The 19,927-nt window shown below is 69.0% G+C and carries 20 protein-coding genes and 2 pseudogenes; 13 read left to right on the forward strand and 9 right to left on the reverse strand.

What is annotated here, in order from left to right; translation table 11 throughout:
- The 8 genes and pseudogenes from ACFWP5_RS31885 to ACFWP5_RS31920 all read left to right on the forward strand — a co-directional run.
- Window positions 1-426, forward strand: a pseudogene (locus ACFWP5_RS31885) (ATP-binding protein); the annotation flags it as partial.
- Window positions 423-827 carry a roadblock/LC7 domain-containing protein gene (locus ACFWP5_RS31890; protein WP_384164273.1) on the forward strand — a complete coding sequence of 135 codons (405 nt, stop codon included), beginning with the start codon at window positions 423-425 and terminating at the stop codon, window positions 825-827. The pseudogene ACFWP5_RS31885 and the gene ACFWP5_RS31890, both read left to right, overlap by 4 nt.
- On the forward strand, window positions 827-1,171 hold the full coding sequence (locus ACFWP5_RS31895) for a DUF742 domain-containing protein (RefSeq protein WP_366496823.1): 345 nt from the start codon (window positions 827-829) through the stop codon (window positions 1,169-1,171). The genes ACFWP5_RS31890 and ACFWP5_RS31895 overlap by 1 nt, the downstream gene beginning before the upstream one ends.
- Window positions 1,152-1,805, forward strand: coding sequence for an ATP/GTP-binding protein (locus tag ACFWP5_RS31900; protein WP_384164276.1), 654 nt, complete (start codon window positions 1,152-1,154; stop codon window positions 1,803-1,805). The genes ACFWP5_RS31895 and ACFWP5_RS31900 overlap by 20 nt, the downstream gene beginning before the upstream one ends.
- Window positions 1,802-3,007 carry a cytochrome P450 gene (locus ACFWP5_RS31905; RefSeq protein ID WP_384164279.1) on the forward strand — a complete coding sequence of 402 codons (1,206 nt, stop codon included), beginning with the start codon at window positions 1,802-1,804 and terminating at the stop codon, window positions 3,005-3,007. Before ACFWP5_RS31900 ends, ACFWP5_RS31905 begins: the two co-directional genes overlap by 4 nt.
- A gap of 121 nt (window positions 3,008-3,128) precedes the next feature.
- Window positions 3,129-4,373 (forward strand): cytochrome P450, encoded by a 1,245-nt coding sequence (locus tag ACFWP5_RS31910; protein WP_384164282.1) that lies wholly within the window; start codon window positions 3,129-3,131, stop codon window positions 4,371-4,373.
- Window positions 4,374-4,478: 105 nt separating this feature from the next.
- Window positions 4,479-5,597 carry a phosphoserine transaminase gene (gene serC, locus ACFWP5_RS31915; protein ID WP_384164285.1) on the forward strand — a complete coding sequence of 373 codons (1,119 nt, stop codon included), beginning with the start codon at window positions 4,479-4,481 and terminating at the stop codon, window positions 5,595-5,597.
- Between the two features lie 265 nt (window positions 5,598-5,862).
- The gene (locus ACFWP5_RS31920; protein WP_384164288.1) at window positions 5,863-6,666 is read left to right on the forward strand and encodes an acyl carrier protein; all 804 of its coding nucleotides are present in this window, start codon (window positions 5,863-5,865) and stop codon (window positions 6,664-6,666) included.
- Between the two features lie 141 nt (window positions 6,667-6,807).
- Here the strand turns inward: ACFWP5_RS31920 and ACFWP5_RS31925 are convergent, their stop codons facing one another.
- The gene (locus tag ACFWP5_RS31925) at window positions 6,808-6,990 is read right to left on the reverse strand and encodes a DUF397 domain-containing protein (RefSeq protein WP_384164291.1); all 183 of its coding nucleotides are present in this window, start codon (window positions 6,988-6,990) and stop codon (window positions 6,808-6,810) included.
- A 2-nt stretch (window positions 6,991-6,992) separates the two neighbouring features.
- A complete protein-coding gene (locus ACFWP5_RS31930) occupies window positions 6,993-7,856 on the reverse strand; it encodes a helix-turn-helix domain-containing protein (RefSeq protein ID WP_384164294.1) in 864 nt (287 codons plus the stop codon).
- 185 nt (window positions 7,857-8,041) lie between these two features.
- On the opposite strand from ACFWP5_RS31930, the gene ACFWP5_RS31935 reads away from it, so the two are divergent.
- From ACFWP5_RS31935 to ACFWP5_RS31945, 3 genes are all read left to right on the forward strand, one after another.
- The gene (locus ACFWP5_RS31935) at window positions 8,042-8,461 is read left to right on the forward strand and encodes an ATP-binding protein (RefSeq protein ID WP_384164297.1); all 420 of its coding nucleotides are present in this window, start codon (window positions 8,042-8,044) and stop codon (window positions 8,459-8,461) included.
- Between the two features lie 389 nt (window positions 8,462-8,850).
- Window positions 8,851-9,474, forward strand: coding sequence for a hypothetical protein (locus ACFWP5_RS31940; protein ID WP_384164301.1), 624 nt, complete (start codon window positions 8,851-8,853; stop codon window positions 9,472-9,474).
- 95 nt (window positions 9,475-9,569) lie between these two features.
- Entirely contained in the window at window positions 9,570-9,995 is a 426-nt protein-coding gene (locus tag ACFWP5_RS31945) for a PPOX class F420-dependent oxidoreductase (protein ID WP_384164303.1), read from the forward strand.
- A gap of 41 nt (window positions 9,996-10,036) precedes the next feature.
- On the opposite strand, the gene ACFWP5_RS31950 is transcribed toward ACFWP5_RS31945, so the two are convergent.
- The 5 genes from ACFWP5_RS31950 to ACFWP5_RS31970 all read right to left on the reverse strand — a co-directional run bounded on the left by ACFWP5_RS31950 (window position 10,037) and on the right by ACFWP5_RS31970 (window position 15,570).
- Window positions 10,037-10,453 carry a hypothetical protein gene (locus tag ACFWP5_RS31950; protein ID WP_384164307.1) on the reverse strand — a complete coding sequence of 139 codons (417 nt, stop codon included), beginning with the start codon at window positions 10,451-10,453 and terminating at the stop codon, window positions 10,037-10,039.
- A gap of 296 nt (window positions 10,454-10,749) precedes the next feature.
- Window positions 10,750-11,601, reverse strand: coding sequence for a MarR family transcriptional regulator (locus tag ACFWP5_RS31955; RefSeq protein WP_384164310.1), 852 nt, complete (start codon window positions 11,599-11,601; stop codon window positions 10,750-10,752).
- A gap of 360 nt (window positions 11,602-11,961) precedes the next feature.
- On the reverse strand, window positions 11,962-13,521 hold the full coding sequence (locus ACFWP5_RS31960; protein ID WP_384164313.1) for a cellulase family glycosylhydrolase: 1,560 nt from the start codon (window positions 13,519-13,521) through the stop codon (window positions 11,962-11,964).
- A gap of 133 nt (window positions 13,522-13,654) precedes the next feature.
- On the reverse strand, window positions 13,655-14,554 hold the full coding sequence (locus tag ACFWP5_RS31965) for an ABC transporter permease (RefSeq protein ID WP_384164316.1): 900 nt from the start codon (window positions 14,552-14,554) through the stop codon (window positions 13,655-13,657).
- The gene (locus tag ACFWP5_RS31970; protein ID WP_384164319.1) at window positions 14,551-15,570 is read right to left on the reverse strand and encodes an ATP-binding cassette domain-containing protein; all 1,020 of its coding nucleotides are present in this window, start codon (window positions 15,568-15,570) and stop codon (window positions 14,551-14,553) included. Before ACFWP5_RS31970 ends, ACFWP5_RS31965 begins: the two co-directional genes overlap by 4 nt.
- A 98-nt stretch (window positions 15,571-15,668) precedes the next feature.
- On the opposite strand from ACFWP5_RS31970, the gene ACFWP5_RS31975 reads away from it, so the two are divergent.
- On the forward strand, window positions 15,669-16,451 hold the full coding sequence (locus ACFWP5_RS31975) for a TetR/AcrR family transcriptional regulator (RefSeq protein ID WP_384164322.1): 783 nt from the start codon (window positions 15,669-15,671) through the stop codon (window positions 16,449-16,451).
- A gap of 16 nt (window positions 16,452-16,467) precedes the next feature.
- On the opposite strand, the gene ACFWP5_RS31980 is transcribed toward ACFWP5_RS31975, so the two are convergent.
- The gene (locus tag ACFWP5_RS31980) at window positions 16,468-17,475 is read right to left on the reverse strand and encodes a WD40 repeat domain-containing protein (RefSeq protein ID WP_384164325.1); all 1,008 of its coding nucleotides are present in this window, start codon (window positions 17,473-17,475) and stop codon (window positions 16,468-16,470) included.
- 128 nt (window positions 17,476-17,603) lie between these two features.
- Between ACFWP5_RS31980 and ACFWP5_RS31985 the strand changes: the two genes are divergently transcribed.
- The gene (locus tag ACFWP5_RS31985) at window positions 17,604-18,431 is read left to right on the forward strand and encodes an SGNH/GDSL hydrolase family protein (protein WP_384164328.1); all 828 of its coding nucleotides are present in this window, start codon (window positions 17,604-17,606) and stop codon (window positions 18,429-18,431) included.
- Here ACFWP5_RS31985 and ACFWP5_RS31990 read toward each other — a convergent pair.
- A pseudogene (locus tag ACFWP5_RS31990) lies at window positions 18,407-19,876 on the reverse strand (Stf0 family sulfotransferase); the annotation flags it as partial. The gene ACFWP5_RS31985 and the pseudogene ACFWP5_RS31990 sit on opposite strands and share 25 nt — an antisense overlap.
- Between the last annotated feature and the right edge of the window lie 51 nt (window positions 19,877-19,927).

Genomic DNA, 19,927 nt, shown 5'->3' on the forward strand with positions numbered 1-19,927 from the left:
GACCCGGTGCCCACGCACGAGTCGCCGGACCGCGGCGCCCTGGCCGACGCGGTGACGGACGTACCGAACGCGCTGCCCGAAGGCCTGCCCAAGCGGCGCCGGGGGCAGGCCCTCGCGGAGGCCGAGCGCTCACGCGCGCGTGCGGAGTCCGTCGCCCCCGAGCCGCGCCCCGCGCCCTCGGCCGACGACACCCTCGCGCGGACCGCCCGTTTCAACAGCTTCCGTCAGGCCGTACGCGAAGCGGCGACCGACCGGGAGCCCCTCACCCAGGGCACGCCGGACGCCGACACGGACACCGGCATCGACGCGTACACGGACCCGTACGCGTACACGGACAGCCCCGAATCACCTGAATCAGCCGAATCACCCGAGCTCCTCACCTCCACCCCCTCCCACCCGCACTCGGAAGGCAACCCCACCTCATGACCGGCACGACCACCGCCGACGAGAAGCTCACCTGGCTCATCGAGGGCCTCCTGGAGCGCACCCCGGGCGCGCGGCACGCGCTCGTGCTGTCCCGGGACGGCCTGAAGCTGTGCCGGACACCCGAACTCTCCGTCGACCAGGCCGACCAGCTCGCCGCGATCGCCGCCGGAATCCAGTCGCTGTCGCACGGCGCGTCGGTGGAGTTCGGGGACGGCAGCGGAGGTGTGCGCTCCGCGATGACGGAGTTCTACGGCGGGGTGCTGTTCATCGTCGAGGCGGGCGAGGGCGCGCACCTGGCCCTCGTCACCGCCGAGGACGCGGACGCGGGTCTGATCGGGCACAACATGAGCGAGCTGGTCGAACAGCTCGGCGAGCACCTGCGCGCGGAACCCCGTACGTGATGAGCCGCCCCGGCAGGGACGACTCACCCGACCGCCTCTACACACTCACCGGAGGCCGCGCCCGTTCCGGACCGGACAGCCCGTTCGACCTGGTGACCCTCGTGGTCGCCGAGTGCGATCCGGTGACCGGGATGCAGTCGGAGCACGCGGCGATCCTGCGGATCACCGAACACCCCACGGCCGTCGTCGAGTTGGCGGCCGAACTGAGACTCCCGGTGAGCATCACCAAGATCCTCCTCTCCGACCTTCTCGCGGCCGGCCGGGTCAGCGCCCGGCATCCGCGCAAGGCCGATCTCGATCCCGACGTCCTGGAACAGGTGCTCGTTGGACTCCGCAACCTCTGACGCGCGCACCCCCTTGGGTGCCTCCGCCGACAACGGCCTGAAGATCGTGGTCGTCGGCGGCTTCGGCGTCGGCAAGACCACGCTGGTCCGCTCGGTCAGCGAGATACGTCCCCTCAACACCGAGGAGACGATGACGAAGGCCGGCGAGGCCGTCGACGACATCAGCGAGGTGCGCGGCAAGTCCGCGACCACCGTCGCCTTCGACTTCGGCCGCATCACGCTCGACGCCCGCAACGTGCTGTACCTGTTCGGCGCCCCCGGCCAGGAGAGGTTCTGGTTCCTCTGGGACCGTCTCTTCTCCGGGACGCTCGGCGCGGTGGTCCTCGTCGACACCCGCCGGATCGGCGACTCCTGGTACGCCATCGACCGCCTCGAACACCACGGCACCCCCTTCATCGTGGCCTGCAACGACTTCGGCGGCCCCACCTACGCCCCGCAGCAGATCCGCGAGGCCCTCGACCTCGACCCGCACGTCCCCCTCCTGGACTGCGACGCCCGCTCCCGCGCGTCCGCGAAACAGGTCCTGATCACCCTGGTCGAGCACGTCAAGAACGAACACACCAAGGGCCGCTACGACGGCCAGGGCCCCGCCCGCCCCCAAGCCCCCGCCTCCCACCAGGAGTTGGCCCTGTGACCGCGCCCGTACCGTTGAGTGGACCCAGGTTCCAGACCGAACCGGCGCAGCTGTACCGGGAGATGAGGCGCGAGCACGGAGCCGTGACCCCCGTGGTGCTCGACGGCGACGTCCCGGCCTGGCTGGTGCTCGGCTACCGCGAGCTGCACCAAGTCACCGGCGATCCCGTGCTGTTCAGCCGTGACTCCGACCTGTGGAACCAGTGGGACGGCATCCCCGACGACTGGCCGCTGCTGCCGATGATCGGCCGTAAGCAGCCGTCGATCCTCTACACGGTCGGCGAGCGCCACCGCGAGCGCGTCGGCATGATCAGCGACGCGCTGGAGGCCGTCGACCCGTCCGAACTGCGGTCGTACACCGAGAAGTTCGCCGACGAGCTGATCGACGGGATCTGCGCCAAGGGCGAGACGGACATCGTCGGCGACTACGCGATGCTGCTGCCGGTACGGGTCCTGGCCCGGCTCTACGGCTTCCGGGACGAGCAGGGTCCGGGTCTGGTGACCGCGCTCAACGACATGATCGACGGACGCGAGCGCGCGATCGCCGGACAGACCCATCTGGCCACGTCCATGGGGCAGTTGCTGGCCGACCGGCAGGCCGAGCCGGCCGACGACGTCGTGTCGCGGATGCTCACGCACGACTCCGGCTTCAACGACGTCGAGATCGCCCAGGACTTGATGGTGATGATGGCGGCGGGCCACCAGCCGACCGCCGACTGGATCGGCAACTCGCTGCGCCTGATGCTGACCGACGACCGTTTCGCGGCCTCGCTGTTCGGCGGCCGCAACAGTGTCGCCGAGGCGATGAACGAGGTCCTGTGGGAGGACACCCCGACCCAGAACGTGGCCGGGCGCTGGGCCTCCCGCGACACCCAGCTCGGCGGCCGTCGCATCCGCGCCGGCGACCTGCTCCTCCTCGGTCTCCAGGGCGCCAACTCCGACCCCCAGGTCCGCACCGACGGCTCCGCGCTCACCGGCGGCAACAACGCGCACTTCTCCTTCGGACACGGGGAGCACCGGTGCCCGTTCCCGGCGCAGGAGGTCGCGGAGGTGATCGCGCGGACGGGCATCGAGGTCGTACTGGACCGGCTGCCGGACATCGACCTGGCCGTACCCGCCGAGTCCCTCACGCGGCGGCCCTCGCCGTGGCTCAGAGGACTGACCGAACTGCCGGTGCGGTTCACCCCCGTACCCGCGCTCTGAGTTCCCAGGTCTGAGTTCCGAGTTCCGAGACCTGAGTCCGAGTTCTGAGATCCGAGTTCTGAGATCCGAGTTCCGAGTTCCGACCATTGAGCCCTGCCCCTGCCCTTGGAGGCACTCCCGTATGAGCACCGGTACCGAAGAGACCCGTATCGTCCTCGACCCCTTCGTCGGCGACCTGGACGGCGAGAGCGCCAGGCTTCGTGCGGCCGGTCCGCTGGCCGCCGTAGAACTGCCCGGTGGCGTGCCCGTGTGGGCGGTCACGCATCACGCCGAGGCGAAACAACTGCTCACGGACCCGCGGCTGGTGAAGGACATCAACGTCTGGGGTGCCTGGCAGCGCGGCGAGATCCCCGCGGACTGGCCGCTGATCGGGCTCGCGAACCCGGGCCGTTCGATGCTGACCGTGGACGGCGCCGACCACCGCCGGATGCGCACGCTGGTCGCGCAGGCGCTCACCCCGCGCCGGGTGGAGCAGATGCGGGAGCGGATCGCGAAGCGAACGGAGGACCTGCTGAACTCAGTCGAGTCCGTCGAGTCCGTCGAGGGTGAAGTCGTAGACCTGAAGGCGGAGTTCGCGTACCCGCTCCCCATGTACGTCATCGCCGACCTCATGGGCATAGCGGAGTCCCGACTCCCGCGCCTGAAGGAGCTGTTCGAGAAGTTCTTCTCGACGCAGACCCCGCCGGCGGAGGTCATCGCCACCCTCACGGAACTCGCGGGCATCATGGCCGAGACGGTCGCGGCCAAGCGTGCCGAGCCCGGCGACGACCTGACCTCGGCACTGATCCTGGCCTCCGAGGACGGCGACCACCTCACCGACGAGGAGATCGTCTCCACGCTCCAGCTGATGGTCGCGGCGGGCCACGAGACGACGATCTCGCTGATCGTCAACGCGGTCGTCAACCTGTCGGCGCACCCCGTCCAGCGCGCCCTGGTGCTGGCCGGCGAGGCCGACTGGTCCTCGGTGATCGAGGAGACCCTGCGCCACTCGACGCCCACCTCGCACGTCCTGATCCGCTTCGCCACGGAGGACGTCCAGGTCGGCGACAAGGTCCTCCCGGCCGGGGACGCGCTGATCGTGTCGTACGCCGCGCTCGGCCGCGACGAGCAGGCCCACGGCCCGACGGCCGGCGACTTCGACATCACCCGCACCAGCGAGAACCGCCACATCTCCTTCGGCCACGGCCCGCACGTCTGCCCCGGCGCGGCCCTGTCCCGCCTGGAGGCGGGGGTGGCGCTCCCGGCCCTCTACGAGCGCTTCCCGCACCTGGACCTCGCGGTCCCGACGTCCGAGCTGCGCAACAAGCCGGTGGTGACGCAGAACGACATCTTCGAGCTGCCGGTGCGGCTCACTCCGGGCGACTGATTCCACCTGGCGGCCTGACCACGGGCCGGAGATCCCGTCTCATCGGTCGTCTCATCGAACGGACGCGTTTCCGTCCCGTTTCACCGAGGAGATACGCTCCGGCTCGTGGCTGATATCCAGATTCCCGCTGACATCAAGCCCGCCGACGGACGTTTCGGCGCTGGCCCCTCCAAGGTGCGGACGGAGGCGCTGGACGCGCTGGCCGCCACCGGTACGTCTCTGCTGGGCACGTCCCACCGCCAGGCCCCGGTCAAGAACCTGGTCGGCAAGGTGCGTGAGGGCGTCTCCGCGCTGTTCTCGCTCCCCGAGGGCTACGAGGTCGTCCTCGGCAACGGCGGCTCGACGGCCTTCTGGGACGTCGCGACCCACGGCCTGATCGAGAACAAGTCCCAGCACCTGACCTTCGGCGAGTTCAGCTCGAAGTTCGCGAAGGCGGCCAAGCTGGCGCCGTGGCTGGCCGAACCGACCGTCATCTCCTCCGACCCCGGCACGCACCCGGAGCCGGCCGCCGAGGCGGGCGTGGACGTGTACGCGTACACGCACAACGAGACGTCGACGGGTGTCGCGGCCCCGATCAAGCGCGTCGCGGGAGCCGACGAGGGCGCCCTCGTGCTCGTGGACGCCACGTCGGGCGCGGGCGGCCTCCCGGTCGACATCACCGAGACGGACGTCTACTACTTCGCCCCGCAGAAGTCCTTCGCCTCCGACGGCGGCCTGTGGATCGGCGTCTTCTCCCCCGCCGCGATCGAGCGCGCCGAGCGCATCCACGCGTCCGGCCGCCACGTCCCCGAGTTCTTCTCGCTCCCCACGGCGATCGACAACTCCCGCAAGAACCAGACGTACAACACCCCTGCCCTCTCCACCCTGTTCCTCCTCAACGAGCAGCTTGAGTGGATCAACGGCCAGGGCGGCCTGGCCTGGTCGACGGCCCGCACGAAGGACTCGTCGACCCGTCTGTACAGCTGGGCGGAGGAGTCGAAGTACGCGACCCCGTTCGTCGCGGACGCCACCAAGCGCTCCCAGGTCATCGGCACGATCGACTTCGCCGACGAGATCGACGCGGCGGCCGTCGCCAAGGTCCTGCGCGCGAACGGCATCGTCGACACCGAGCCCTACCGCAAGCTCGGCCGCAACCAGCTCCGCGTGGCGATGTTCCCGGCGATCGACCCGGCGGACGTCGAGGCGCTGACGAAGTGCGTCGACTACGTCATCGAGAAGCTGTAGTCGCCGTCCAGTAGCACTTTTCTACGACGCCGAAGGGCGCCCTGCGGATCAACTGCGGGGCGCCCTTTGCCGCGTTGGGCAACGCGGGACTGCCTGCGGCCGACGTCCAGGTGAACGCGTAACCAGGACATACCCACCCCCTGCCACAGCCGCGTAACAGCGAACGCACAGCGGACAACTCCCGCCCCACCCCGCCGGTCGGACCCGATGCGTCGCACACCTGCGGCGCAACTCCTCGATTCCCGACCGAAGTTGGAGTTGCCCCATGCCCAGGAAGTCCCTGCCGACGCGGCTCGCCGCAACCGCCGCGCTGCTCCTCGCCGCGGGCGCCCTGTCCTCGCCCGCCGCCTCCGCGGACGCCGCGCCCGGCGACGCGTACGTCCTGACCGTGACGACGAACCCGGCCGGCACGAACTACGCCGAGCGCTACGTCGACGTCACCGGCACCGTCACCAAGGCCGACGGCACCCCGGCGCCGAACATCCCCGTCACCCTCCAGGAAGTCGTCCGCTTCACCACCTGGAACCCGTGGGGCGACCCGATCGACCCCAACTACTACGAGCCCCGCGACCTGGGCAAGCCAGTCACCGACGCCAACGGGAAGTTCACGATCCCGGACGTCGACATCGACCACGCGACGGGCAGCAGCCTGCTCAACGTCCAGCACCAGGTGGAGATCACCGCCTCCTACGACGAGGACGGCAACCCCAACACCCCGCAGGACGGCTACTTCGCGGACACCACCGTGACCGCCAACACCAGGTCCAGCACGGTGAGTTACTCGGTCAACAAGAAGAAGGTGAAGGCCGGCGACATCCTCACCGTCCAGGGCAAGGTCAACCTCCCCCAGGGCGTCGAACCCCAGGGCACGGAGGTCTTCCTGCAGACGTACTGGGAGCAGGAGTCCCACGTGAAGGTGACCGCGGAGGACGACGGCTTCTTCGTCCTGTCAGTACGCGTCTCCAGCTACGACGACACGTTCACGCTGCGCACGGCTCCGACGGACTTGTACGTGGCGGGGGCGCAGCAGGCCCTGCCCATCACCAACACGTCATTGCCCCGCAAGTAGCCTCCCGACGTAGTCGCCGGATCAACCGCAGGGCGCCCTTTGACGCTCGGCGTCGGGGGGTGTGGCGGGAAAGTGTGACACTTCGCGCAGAAGTGTCACACTTTCGCGGGGAGGGTGGGGGCTGGGGGCAGCATGTGTGGGTCAGAACTGCGAGAGAAAGCCCTGCCAGCTCTCACGGGAGACGGTGAGGAGAGGGGCACTGTCTTCCGGGTGCTTGCTGTCGCGGACGGCCCGGCCGCGGGCTGCGGTGTCGGCGACCTCTACGCAGTCGCCCTGCTGCGCGGAGTACGACGACTTTCGAAAGGTGCCCACAACCTCGGTCACTATCATTCTTCCTTCATGCTCCGCAGTACGTCCCGGATGAGCCGCGCGCTCGCCTCCGGTGCCAGTGCCGCCGATCGTAGTAGGTCGAACGCGTTGCCGTAAGCCGCGAGATCATCTGGCGCTTCGAGGACCGACGTACCACGCAGGTTCTCCATGGCCACAGCTTCGACAGCGGGCTCCGAGTCGAAGCTGAACGATGAAAACGCCGGGATCGAGCCCACGAGCACTCCCGCGCTGAGCGGCAGAACCTGCACAGTGACGTTCTGCCTCTTCATGGCCGCGAGGATTGCGGACAGTTGCTCACGGTGGATGTCGACGTTCACCAACGGGTGCACGACGGCGGCTTCCCAGAAGATGGCCGTGTACGACGCCCCGCCCTCCCCGATCTTCGCCTGGCGCCCTTCCCTGACCTTCACCAACTGCTCAAGATTTTCCGGAGCGATGTAGTCGGGCCCTGCCGCGATGATCGCCTCAGCGTAGGCCGGAGTCTGCAACAGCCCAGGCACCAGCGCCGGTTGCCACTGTCGGATATAGGTCGCGTCGTCCTCCAACGCGATGTGGTCCAAGTAGTCCGGCTGGAGATGTTGCGCATGCTCCAGCCACCAACCCCGGTTCTTCGAGCGCTTGGCCAATTCCTCCAGCTTGGCCCTCACTTCGGGGTCACTGACGCCGTACGCATCCAACAGCAGGCGCACTTCGATCACACGGGCCGTGACATGGCCACTCTCAAGGCGACTGATCCTGGCCTGACTTGCCGCGATGACCTCAGCGGCCTGCGGTTGATCGAGCTTCGCGGCGTGCCGGTACTGCCTGAGCGCCGTACCCAAACGCCTACTGCGTACCGTCGGCCGTCCACCTGCGGGCATGGGACTCCCCTCTCCGTCGGCAACGATGCCACACGGACCGCTGTCTCCGAGAGCATGTCACTCGATCGAGTGGACAGGTGAATGCATTCACTCGAACCTGTTGCGCAGGCGCCGAATCCGACCGTAGCTTCATGAAGGCGCCGCAGCGCAGCCCACCTTGACGCCCCGTCAGGACGGAGTTCCCCATGCCCGCGTCCGAAAGCTTCCGCATCCCCAAACGCCGCAGCCACGTCCCCACCGCCCGCCAACGCGTCCGCAAGACCCTCGCGGACTGGGGCATCACCGACGAACTCGCCGACGCAGTCACCCTGTTGGCCAACGAACTCGTCACCAACGCCGTGACCCACTGCCGGGTCTCCCACTCCCAGATCAAGGTCGAACTCACCCTTAACGAAAGGGAGTTGACCCTTGAGGTCTCAGATCCGGACCGGGACAGACTCCCGCAACCCCACGACTCGACCCCGGAGGAAGAAGGCGGCCGCGGCCTCGCGCTCGTCGCCGCGCTGGCCGACGACTGGGGATGCCGGCAGGAGCCGTACGCGAAGTGCGTGTGGGCGAGGTTCGACCTGGAGGGGGTTCGGGCTCATGTTCCGGCGACTTTATGAGGCGACGGCCCACCTGCTCACGTCCCGAACTCCCCATACTCCCCGCACTGCCCTCACTCCCCGCGCGCCCCGAACTCCCCTGTCCGACACGGACCTTGGGGCAGAAGTCCGGACGCCGGACCCATACGTATGGCGACTACCGACCCTGCACGACGCCCGCTGGAAGCGCTGGCACAAACCGCGGCCGGCCGCCACCTCCCCTTCCCGCTCGACGAACCCTGTTGGCAACTCCCGCCGGAGCCCCAACAACCGCCCCCGCAGGCCGAGCACGACGTGGTACGCCCCTACATCCCCACGTCACGCTCACGTAAGACGGACATCGCCCACATCCCCGAACGTGTCTGTTAGCGTCCGCGCGACCCCTCGAAGATCCGCAACAGGAGACGCAGATGCAGATCGCCCTCATCCTCGCGAGCGGCATCGCCTGGACGATCGTGTACATCGAAGCGATCCGGGTCGGGTTCCGCGAGCGCACCTACGCCATGCCTGCCGTAGCGCTGGGGCTGAACTTCGCGTGGGAGTGGACGTACGCGGTGCACAACCTGGCCTTCGACCCGTCGGTGCAGGGCGGCATCAACCTGGTGTGGGGCATCGCCGACGCGGTCATCGTGTACACGTTCTTCCGGTACGGCCGCGCCGAGTTCCCGTCGTTCGTCACACCACGGATGTTCGCCGGCCTGAGCGTGCCGCTGTTCGGGATGTCGTTCGCCGTGCAGTGGCTGTTCCTGGCGAAGTTCGGCGCGGAGGACGGGGCCGGCTACTCGGCGTTTCTCCAGAACCTGCTGATGTCCGCCCTGTTCATCGCGATGTTCGTCGCGCGGCGCGGGCTGCGCGGGCAGTCGGTGACGATCGCGGTGGCCAAGTGGCTCGGCACGCTCGCGCCCACGATCCTTTTCGGCGCCCTTCAGCATGACGGGTTCCTGCTCGGGCTCGGCATCATGTGCAGCGTGCTCGACCTCGTCTACATCTGGTTGTGCGTGGGGGCGAAGCGGGACGGTGCGGAGTTCGACTGAGCTGACTCGGCTGGCTCGGCTCCGGAACAGCGCGCCGGCGTGGGCGTGGGTGACGCCGGGGTGACAAGTCGGGCCGACAGTGCATCGACGGAGGCATGACCAGTCCGAACACGAGCCCCGAGCTCGATCCCTTCGTCAGCTTCGTCAAGCCGTACGCCGTCCTGCTCACCACCCACAGAAGGGACGGCACGGGCGTCGGCACCCCCGTGAGCCTGGCCGTCGAGGGTGACCACGCGTACTTCCGCACACCGGGCAGCGCCTGGAAGGCCAAGCGGATCCGCACCAACCCCGAGGTGGAACTCGCCCCGGCCACCGTCCGCGCCAAGCCGACCGGCCCCGAGATCCACGCCCGCGCGCGACTGCTGGACCACAGCAGCGCGGAGGACAAACATGCGGCGAAGCTACTGCGCCACAAGCACCCTTTTCTGCAAGGGGTGTTGGTAGCGCTGGCGCACAAGTCGATGCGGACGCAGACGTTGCACTATGAGGTGCGGCTTGTGGACGAGAAGGCGACGGGGTAGGGACCGGCGACGCGTAGTAGTGGCCCGTGACACCCGGGGGACTACGAACTGGCGATCTCCTGCCGGAGCTGGTGGGTGAAGCGACGCAGGAGGTCCAACGTTTCCCGGAACTCGGCCCGACGGTCGTCCCTTCCGTCGGTGGGCCGGGTGCTCCAGACCCGACGCGCGAGAGCATCGGCGAGATCGACGGTGCCGTCGGCACAGAGCAGGTAGAGGGCCGAGCGCGCTTCCTGCATCTGGTTCGCCAACTCGTTGGCCCCGGGGCCGTCGCTACTGAGCCGTGTGTCCTTCAGGTGGTCCAGTAGCTGAACCACGGCCGCGTTGAAGCCGATCCCGGCTTTGAGCTTCTGTTCACGGAGCCACATCCGGTCCTGCCGGCGCGCGGTGAACCACGAACCGAACACCGCCCCCATGAAGCCGATGGCGGCCCCGATGGCCACGGCCAGGATGTTCTCCACGGTCAGCTCCCCCCGACGACGAACAACAGCGCCGCCAGGCTACGGGCCGGCCCCAGCGGCACGGGCGCCGCTGGGCACCCGGCCGGGCGAGGCAGGAGCGAGGGGCCGGTCGTGGTCGGCGACTCCATGATCGATGCGGCGATTTGTGACGGCGACACCGTCACCGCACGCAAGATGGGCTCGCGCCGCGTAATCCGTCGTACGACCCGATCCCAGGCGATGACCCGCGTCCTCCGCAGGGTCGTCGGTGTCCTGTGCCTTCTCTGGTCATGATGATCCGTAGCAATTTCTGCGTGTCACTGCGAGCCTGTGGCCACCAGGGTCGCGGTGATGGGTTCGAGCTCGGTGATCAGTTCGTCGAGTTCGGCGGGGGACAGGGCGTCGTAGGGCGGGGTGGCGAGTTCGTCGGTGAGGTTTTCGACGCGTTGTTTGGTCGCGCGGCCGGCGTCGGTGAAGTGGCCGTCGGTGTCGATGAGTCCGCGTTCGCGCATGCCGCTGATGACCGCGGCCAGGCGTTCTTCGGGCAGGTGATGGATGCGTCCGAACGACTCCGGGGGGTGGATGCCCTGTTCCAGAGCGGAGAGCACGTGGGCCTCCGTGCCGCCGATGCGCGCGCCGACGAGGGCGGCGATGTGCCCGTCGCCGCGGTGCTCGCGCAGCATGCTCGCGGAATGCCACAGCCGGGTGACGGGGTCGCTGGGTACCTCAAGGGTGCGCATGCCGGCGTACATCACCCGGCCTTCGGTGGGGGCACTCGTCGCGGCCTTGGTGGTCAGGTCCGCGGCGCGCACCAGGCCCGGGGAGTCGGCCAGCTCGTCACCGAGGATGCGCCGTAGGGAGGCCGCGCTGCCCCGCTCCCGCGCGGCGACGGAGGCCTCGGGCGGGATCGTCTCCCAGGCGCTGGGGATGTGCCGTGCGGCTTCCCCGTCGGCGAAGTTGTAGAAGGCTGCGTGCACGACTTGGGCCGGCACCCGTCCCAGTGGTGCGGCGCGGCTGGCGAAGTAGCCGTCCCAGTAGGTGCGGTGGCCGAGTGCGGCCAGTTCCTCGTTGCACTCGTCGGCGATGAAGGTGACCAGGCAGATCGGCTCCAGGAGCCCGAACATGCGCCGGGCGATGTGAGTCGTCGGATGCAAGCGCGTCTTGCCCATCGGGTTCTCCCTTTGTCAGGTGTGCCGACTTGGACCGTCCGGCACTCCGAAACTCATCGGCGACCGAAGGGAAGCAGTTCAGATGGGCTGGCGCCTGCGTGGCTGTGTACGCGAGAGCGGGTTCTGGTCCAACTTCCGTGCTCTGTCGCGGATTTGGTGGTGCGCGACGATCACGAGCAGGTGGGGCATGGTCGTCGGGTTCGCCGGCCGGGGCTCCGCCACGCGCAGGCTTGACCACGTAAACGATCGCGTACACGGACACGCCAGGAATGGGACAGGGCGTGCGGCGCCGGTCGCCTCACTCGGCTCGGCGTACCTCCGCGTGAGCCCCGTCCCCCAGCCCCGTGTGCCCTCAGCCCCTCACGTAGCCGTACAGCTCAGGCTCGGCACACCCCCACCCCCCGGAGCACCCCCGAACCCGAAACTCGCCGAACCCCCCGCCCCCACACTCCCGTTGTGATCCGCGTTCACCGCGGTCACACTCGCCCCGCTCTGCGTGTAGGTCGCGTTCCACATGTTCGTGATCTGCTGGGAGCCGGTCCAAGTCCATTTCACCTGCCAGGACTTGAGCGCCGAGGCACCCGTGTTCGTCACCGTCACGTCGGCGTTGAAGCCGCTGCCCCAGTCGCTGGTGACGGTGTACGTCGCCGTGCACGCGGCGGTGGATCCGCCACCGCCTCCGCCGCCCCCACCCGTCCCCGTCCCCGTGCTCGGAAACCCCGCAGCCTTGATGCTCGCCAGGTACCCGTCCTTCACCGTGTCCACAGTCAGCCAGTCGTCCTTCAGGATCCCGCCCGTGTCACCGGAGTCGGGGTTCCATGACCAGAAGGTCCACTGAAAGGAATCCGCTCCGTACGTCGATGTCGGGCGGAGGTAACTCACCAGCGCCGTCAGCCACTTCTGGTCCACCGTCGACTGGAGGGTCGTGCCGAACTCGCCCACCCACACCGGCGCGATGTTCTGCTGGAAGAGGTAACCCCAGTACTTGTCCCACACTCCGGGCATGTTCGCCGGGAAGGTCGGGTCGCTGAACCAGCTCTGCTGGGCCACGCTCGTCGCGTAGTCGTGGGCGGAGTACACGACCCGGCCCGGGACGCTCAGCTCCACCGGGTACTGGCCCGCGCCCATCAAGTTGCCGCCCCACCAACCCGACACGCCGGCATACGTCTGCACGCCCTCCACGAAGATCAGCAGGTCCGGGTTGACCGACAGCACCGCGTTGCCCGCGCGCTCCGCCGCCAGTCGCCAGTCCGTCGCGACGTCGCCGCAGCCCCAACATGCCGGATCGTGCGGCTCGTTGTGGAGGTCGATGCCGATGACCGTGGACTGGCCGGCGTAACGGGCCGCCAGAGAGCGGAGGTTCGCGATCCACGTCGACTCCGGTACCGATGACGTGTACCAGAGCGCCGACTGCGCCGACGCGTCCGGGCGGTGCCGGTCGAGGATGACCTTCAGGCCGTCCTGGCCGGCGTAGGCGACGAGCTTGTCCATGATCTGGAGCGAGTTCAGTCCCTGGAGGTCCGCGTTCTTGCCGCTGGAGAAGTCGATGCTGTTGGGGACCGTGCCGGACTTGAAGATGTCGTCGCTGTAGGGGAGGCGGATGGTGTTGTAGCCCAGCGACTTCATCTGGTCGATCATGCTCTTGTAGTCGCGTGACCAGAGGCCGTGCACAACGTAGTTGGCGGTCTCGAAGCCGAACCAGTTGATCCCGGCGATACGGACCGGCTGCCCGGCCGCGTCGAGGATCTGGCGGCCGCTGGCGTGCCAGTAGCCGGCGCCGGGTGCGTCTGCCGCCGCGCCCTTCACACCCGCCGTATCGGCCGCCTGTGCCATGTGGACGCCGGCCAGCGGCAGCAACAGCACCGCGGCGACCACACACAGCGTTCTTATCAAGCTGCGGAACAGGAACTTTGGAGACATGAGAGACACCTCTGCTTCCTCTCGGGAGGCGTGGGTCCGGAACGAGTGGGAGCGCTCCCACCACCCCGTGCCTCCCATGGAAGCCACGTCACGTGAACACGTCAAGGCAACGGACGTCGACAATCGTCTACGGCTATCGGCTGAGCCTGCGGAACCTTCGCACCGCCAGCGGAAGGAACACCAACGTCAGCGCCGTCGGCCACACCCCCGCGAGCAGCAGCGCATGTTGCTCCGGCCAGGACGTGCCCTGGCCCGTCGGGGCGCCGAACAACGCCCGCGTGGCGCCGGCCGTGGACGAGAGGGGGTTCCAGAGGGCGGCCTGGCCGAGCCAGTGGGGCATCTGGGTCGGGGAGACGTAGATGCTGGAGATCATCGTCAGAGGGAAGACGATCGCGAAGAGGCCGCCCACCTGTTCGGGGCCCGGGAGCAGGAGTCCGAGCCAGACGCCTACCCAGATCAGCGCGAAGCGCAGTGCCAGGAGCAGCGCCACCGCCTTCACGAAGTCCAGGCCGAGGCCGATATCGACGCCGAGGCCTGCGCCCAGGTCGGGGCCCGCGCCGAACTCCGGGCGCCAGCCCATGCCGTACGCCGTGGCCATCATGATGCCCAACTCGGCGCAGGCGACGATGAGATCGGTCGCGCCGCGCCCCGCCACCACCGCCGACGGCGCCATCGGCATGGAACGGAACCGGTCGATGACGCCCTTCTTCGCGTCGTTCACGAAGATCGTGGCCGTGGAGACAAACCCCATGGCTACCGTCATCACGAACATCCCCGGCATCAGGAACGTCTTGTAGTCGCCGCCGCCCGGCACCCGCATCGCCTTGCCGAAGACGTATCCGTACAGCAGCACGGACAGGATCGGGAAGCCCAACTGCCAGAGGATGCTGACCGGTTGGCGGCGGTAGTGGGTCAGGCCGCGCCGGACGACGTTCCAGCAGTCGGCGATCGTCCAGAAGAGGCGGCCGTGTTGGGGGCGTCTGCGGTATGTGCGTCCGGTTCCCTCTGACGCCGTCGACGCGCCGCCGCTCACGCCGCCGCCCCCTCGGTCTGGGGGGCCGACTCCTGCCCCGACTCCCTCTCCGGCTGCGGTTCTTCTTCCGTACGGCGGCCCGTCAGCCGTAGGAACACGTCGTCCAGGCTCGGGCGGCGCAGGCCGATGTCCTCGACCGGGATGCCGAACTGGTGCAGGAACCGGGCCACTTCGGTCAGGGAGCCCACCCGGTCGGCCACCGGTGCGTGGATCCGCAGCTCGGTCATGTCGGCTTCCGGCTGGCCGCCGTGGGCGACCCTCGCGACCGCCTGCAACGCGTAGGGGATGTGGGCCGGTTCGCGCACCACGACCTCGATACGGTCGCCGCCGACGCGGTTCTTGAGGCCGTCGAGGGTGTCGTCGGCGATGGCCCGGCCCTGGTCGATGACGGTGATGCGGGAGGCCAGGCGGTCGGCCTCCTCCAGGTATTGGGTGGTCAGGAGGACGGTGGTGCCTTCCGCCACCAACTGCCTCACCGCTTCCCAGACTTCGCCGCGGCTGCGCGGGTCCAGGCCGGTGGTCGGTTCGTCCAGGAAGAGGACGGCCGGGGCCAGGATCATCGAGGCCGCGAGGTCCAGGCGGCGGCGCATGCCACCGCTGTAGCCGCCCGCGCCCTTGTCGGCCGCGGCCTCCAGGTCGAACTGGCGCAGGAGTTGGCTCGCCCTCAACTTGGCGCGCCTGCGGCCGAGATGGAAGAGGCGGCCGAACATCTCCAGGTTCTGCCGGCCGGTGAGGATCTCGTCGATCGCCGCGTACTGGCCGGTGAGTCCGATCCGCGTACGCACCTGGCGCGGCTGCCGGGCCACGTCGAGACCGGCGACGGTCGCCCGGCCGCCGTCGAGCCGGACGAGCGTGGAGAGGATGCGTACGGCGGTGGTCTTGCCGGCGCCGTTCGGGCCGAGCAGACCGTGCACGGTGCCCTCGCGGACGGCCAGGTCGAAGCCGTCGAGGGCGTGTTTGTCGCCGTAGCGCTTCTGCAGCCCTTCGGCTTCCACTACGTATGTGTCACCAGCCATGGGCCCGCTTCCCTCCCTTCCGTACCGAACTGCGTGCACCGTATCCGATTGCGCGTACGGTGTACTCGGTTTTCGCCCGGCGACCTAGACTCCCCCACATGACGAGCAGGCCCCCCAACTCGACGGAGTCCAGCGGCAGTGGTGACATCGGCCGCACCCTCGAACTGCTGTGGGACACCGGGCCCCGCCCCAGCCGCGGACCGAAGCCGGGGCTGTCCGTCGACCGGATCGTGGACGCGGCCATCCGTATCGCGGACGAGGAGGGGCTCGACGCGGTCTCCATGCGCCGCGTCGCCACCGACCTCGGCACCGGCGCGATGTCCCTGTACCGGTACGTCCCCGGCAAGGCCGAACTCCTCGACCTCATGCTGGACCGGGTCCGCTTCCCGGACGGTCCCAACGACGGCGCAAGCAGCGGCAGTTGGCGCGCGGCGCTGGAGACCGCCGCCCGCGAGGCCCTGGCCGTCCACCGCCGTCACCCCTGGCTGCTGCGCGTCAACCAGTCCCGCCCGCTCCTCGGGCCCCGCGCCCTCGCCACCCTGGAACACCTGCTCGGCCGTATCCGCCCGATGGGCCTGACCGACCCGGAACTCGTCTCGACGGTCGTCATGATCGACGGCTACGTCGTCGGCGCCGCCCGCACCCAGGTCCACCAGGAGGAGGCGGCCCGCAGCACCGGCCTGACCGACGCGGAGTTCTACGGCGCCCAGGTCCCGGCGCTGGAGAAGGCCATGGCGACCGGCGCGTACCCGACCCTCGCGTCCCTCTCCCCCGACACCTTCACCGCCGGCTTCGACCACTTCGAGTTCGGGCTCGGGCGCATCCTGGACGGGCTGGAGGTCGTGGTCCAACAGCGGCGCGAGGCAGGCGAGTTCAGCTGAGACTTCGGTTACAGCGTCAGCTACGACGCGTGAGGCGACGTAGACCGAACAACGCCCCGCCGACGACCACGACGGCCAGGGCGCCGATCTTCACATTGCTCCCCGAGCCGCTCCCGCCATCGTCGCCGCTCGCCGAACTCCCGCTCCCGGAAGGCGACTTGGACGAGGACGACGTGGCCCCCTCGGGCGCGTCCTCCGCCTGCACCGGACTGTCCGCGCCCTCACTCCCGTACAGGAGCTTGGTGCCGTCCGTCGAGTAGCTGACGGACTCCCCCTGCCCCTGCAACGGCACGTCGAGGCGCCCCTCGCGCTTGATCCTGCCGCCGTTCCAGTCGTAGTAGATACCGCCCAAGTAGCCGCGTACGGCGAGCTGTTGGCCGTTGGGTGAGAAGGCGGCGTCGGTGGCCCAGAGGTCCACGGCGGCGACGGGCTTGAAGTAGTTGGTGCCGGAGGAGGAGAGCGTGGCCGGGCCCTCGAAGAGGTGACCGCCGTCCTCCTTCTTGTCGATGATGTACACGCGCCCGGTCTTGGGGTGCACGATCAGCGACTCGGCGTTGCGCGCGCCGTCCGAGTACTTCACGACGTACTGCGTCGCCCGGATCGTCTGGTCCTTGAGCACCTTCGGCTCGGGCAGCTTGTAGATCCAGACGTACGGCCAGGTCCCGTCGAGGTTGTCGCCGATGTCACCGACGTAGATCTCGTTGTCCGGGCCGATGGAGATCGCCTCGACGTCACGCGGTTTGCCGACCCCGCTGAAGGTGACCGTGGCGACCGTCTTGCCGGTGCTGCTGTCGACGGCGTAGATGTACGGGCCGTCGTCGCTGTCGTTGTGCGTCCAGTAGACGCCGGGGTGGAGGTGCGAGGCGGCGAGCCCGCTGGACTCGGTGATCCGGGAGTCCTTGATCGTGAACCCCTGGTCGCCCTTGCCTCCGTCGTCGGCGACGGCCGGTGCTGCTGCGGTTGCGGGCAGGGCGAGCGCGCCGACGAGGAGGCCGGCGCCGAGGAACGCGAGGAAGCGACGCATGCCCCAAGCCTGCCATCCCGCACGGTGGGGCGGTCGGCGTGGCAGTGGGGCAGTGGGCGTGGTGGGCGTGGTGGGCCTCACACTCCACCCGTTCCGTCGATGGGTGGTTGATCGTCCATCATGAGCGGATGCTCAGGTTCATGCCCGTAGGCGACTCCATGACGATCGGGAGCGCGGGCGAACACACATGGCGCTACCGGATGTGGCAGCACCTGCGCGCGACCTACGGCGGCCCGTTCGCCGTGGTCGGCCCGCGCGAGACGCTGTACGACAAGGCGACGGACACGCCCACGTCGTACGAGTACGCCGACCCCGACTTCCCGCACTTCCACCTGGCCGGCTGGGGCGAGGGCTGGCTGCACATGGCTCCGCTGATCGGCGAGGCGGTACGCGCGCACCGGGCGGACGTGCTCCTGGTCTCCCTCGGCCTGATCGACCTGGGCTTCTACACGAACGCGGCGCAGACGGCCGACAACATGCGGTCCTTCGTGGCGGAGGCACGCGCCGCGAAGCCGACCATCCGCATGGTGTTCCTGCCGGTGATCCCGAACGTCCGCGCCCAGACGGACGTCCCCTTCGCCACCGAGGTCGCCCTCTTCAACGAACTCCAGGCGAAGGCGGTCGCCGACCTCGACGACCCGCGCTCCCCGCTCCTCCTGGCCTCCCTCCCGGAGTCGTACGACGTCACCCACGACGCGTACGACGGCACCCATCCGAGCGCGTCCGGCGAGCACAAGATCGCGGGGGCGTTCGCGGGGGCGATGCATCAGGCGTGGGGGGTGGGCGGGGAGTACGGCGACGAGGGTGACGGCGGTGACGACTCCGACTCGTCGGCCTCGATGCCCTCGATGTTCCCGGAGTCCCAGGTGTCCTCGATCTTCGAGACGAGGGACGCGGCACAGTTCCGCACCTCCGGCAGAAGGTCCTCCCACCGGTCCTCCCGCCGCCCGAGGTAACCGTCCCGGGCCAGCTCCAGCACGGGCCGATGCGCCACCGGGAGCCGTTCAAGCGCCCAGTCGGCAGCGCCGTCCTTGGAGTGAACGGCCCCCGTGGCGAGGGTGATCCAGACACGGGCGAGGGTCAGCAGGACGTTACGGGTGTCGGTGTCCAGGTCGTCCATCAGCTGCGGCACTCCGGCGACGATCCCGCGCAGAAGGTCGGCATGCGGTACGGGGTCGAGGAGTTCGGCGGCCGACGGCCCGTACAGCGGGGCGTCCCCGAGCAACACCATGCTGAGCAACGGGGCCAGGTCAGCACTGACCCCGCCCTCCGGCACGACCCCGCACTCGAACCCGCCCCGCAGCCATTCCCCGTACAGGAACTCGCAGTTGGGCGGATACCGCCAAGGCCGCACATCCCCTTCCACTACGACGATCAGCTCGACGGGCCGGGCGTCCCCACCGGAGATCTTCATCAACTCCCGCACCAGCAACCGGCGTTGATCCCGGGTCATCCGCCGCCGTACGACGACGAGCACATCGATGTCACTGTCCGGCCGCAGCCCGCCCAGAACGGCGGACCCGTGCGGATAGACCCCGAGGAGATCGTCCCCGAACACCCCCTGAACGAGGGGCAGTAGCCGATACCGGGCGATCCACTCCTCGTTGAGGCGGTCGGCCTGGCGGTGGTGACTGGGGGTGAGCTGTTGTCCGGCCGGCAGGGAGAGCCCGAGGAAGTCGAGGACACCGTGGGTGACGGCGGGCGGATCGGCGGAGAGGTCTTCGTAGCGGATGCGGTGCGGCTGAATGCCGTAGGACTGGAACCAGCTTTCCCAACCGGCGTTGTGCTCCTCGATGGTCCGCGTGATGTGGGTGATGGCGTCGCGGTCGAAGCGGGGCCGCTCACCCGCGACTTGGTCTCCCCCTCCGCTGATCTCCCCCTTCCCGCCGACGAACCAGACCCCGGTCTGCTCGGCGCGGAGCCAGGACACGGCTTGGGCGAGGGTGTCGTCGCGCCGCACATGCACGAACCGGACCCGCTGCCCGAACTCCCGCTCCAGTAACCGCAGTTCATCCCCGGCGAGTTCAGGGTGCAGGCCCGCCAGCCGGTCGGTCAGTTCGGCGTGCGTGCCCCACATGAGCTTGGCCCCGAAGACCCCGTTGCCGGTCCGGCCTGCCACCAGCGCCGCCCGCACGAACTCGCCGTAGTCCAGGGCCCCTTGGGACGTACGCGCGATCCCCCACCGCTCCGACCACGCCACCTCGTCCGGCGACCGGAAGTAGGCCTGCGGGTGTCCGGCGACCCCGGTGGAGTCGAGCAGGCCGAGGAGGAGGGAGCTGCCGGTCCGGGGGGTGGCGCAGATGAAGTACGCGTCCGTGTCCGTCGGCTGGGTCACGGGGAACAGGGTCGCGGGCAGAACCCGAGGTAGCAACCGAATATCGACGGTCGGTGGCGTGATCACTGCGTGTCCCGGTCACCGTGCGTATCGTTCTACGCGGCTGCACCCGTCCGT

Source organism: Streptomyces sp. NPDC058469, assembly GCF_042721125.1.
GTDB lineage: Bacteria > Actinomycetota > Actinomycetes > Streptomycetales > Streptomycetaceae > Streptomyces.

Coding starts and splice junctions, on each gene's coding strand:
- ACFWP5_RS31955 (WP_384164310.1), bottom strand. CDS start 11,601: ATGGGCAAGACGCGCTTGCATCCGACGACTCACATCGCCCGGCGCATG.
- ACFWP5_RS31895 (WP_366496823.1), top strand. CDS start 827: ATGAGCCGCCCCGGCAGGGACGACTCACCCGACCGCCTCTACACACTC.
- ACFWP5_RS31980 (WP_384164325.1), bottom strand. CDS start 17,475: ATGCGTCGCTTCCTCGCGTTCCTCGGCGCCGGCCTCCTCGTCGGCGCG.
- ACFWP5_RS31910 (WP_384164282.1), top strand. CDS start 3,129: ATGAGCACCGGTACCGAAGAGACCCGTATCGTCCTCGACCCCTTCGTC.
- ACFWP5_RS31930 (WP_384164294.1), bottom strand. CDS start 7,856: ATGCCCGCAGGTGGACGGCCGACGGTACGCAGTAGGCGTTTGGGTACG.
- ACFWP5_RS31940 (WP_384164301.1), top strand. CDS start 8,851: ATGCAGATCGCCCTCATCCTCGCGAGCGGCATCGCCTGGACGATCGTG.
- ACFWP5_RS31890 (WP_384164273.1), top strand. CDS start 423: ATGACCGGCACGACCACCGCCGACGAGAAGCTCACCTGGCTCATCGAG.
- ACFWP5_RS31935 (WP_384164297.1), top strand. CDS start 8,042: ATGCCCGCGTCCGAAAGCTTCCGCATCCCCAAACGCCGCAGCCACGTC.
- ACFWP5_RS31960 (WP_384164313.1), bottom strand. CDS start 13,521: ATGTCTCCAAAGTTCCTGTTCCGCAGCTTGATAAGAACGCTGTGTGTG.
- ACFWP5_RS31945 (WP_384164303.1), top strand. CDS start 9,570: ATGACCAGTCCGAACACGAGCCCCGAGCTCGATCCCTTCGTCAGCTTC.
- ACFWP5_RS31975 (WP_384164322.1), top strand. CDS start 15,669: ATGACGAGCAGGCCCCCCAACTCGACGGAGTCCAGCGGCAGTGGTGAC.
- ACFWP5_RS31985 (WP_384164328.1), top strand. CDS start 17,604: ATGCTCAGGTTCATGCCCGTAGGCGACTCCATGACGATCGGGAGCGCG.
- ACFWP5_RS31920 (WP_384164288.1), top strand. CDS start 5,863: ATGCCCAGGAAGTCCCTGCCGACGCGGCTCGCCGCAACCGCCGCGCTG.
- ACFWP5_RS31970 (WP_384164319.1), bottom strand. CDS start 15,570: ATGGCTGGTGACACATACGTAGTGGAAGCCGAAGGGCTGCAGAAGCGC.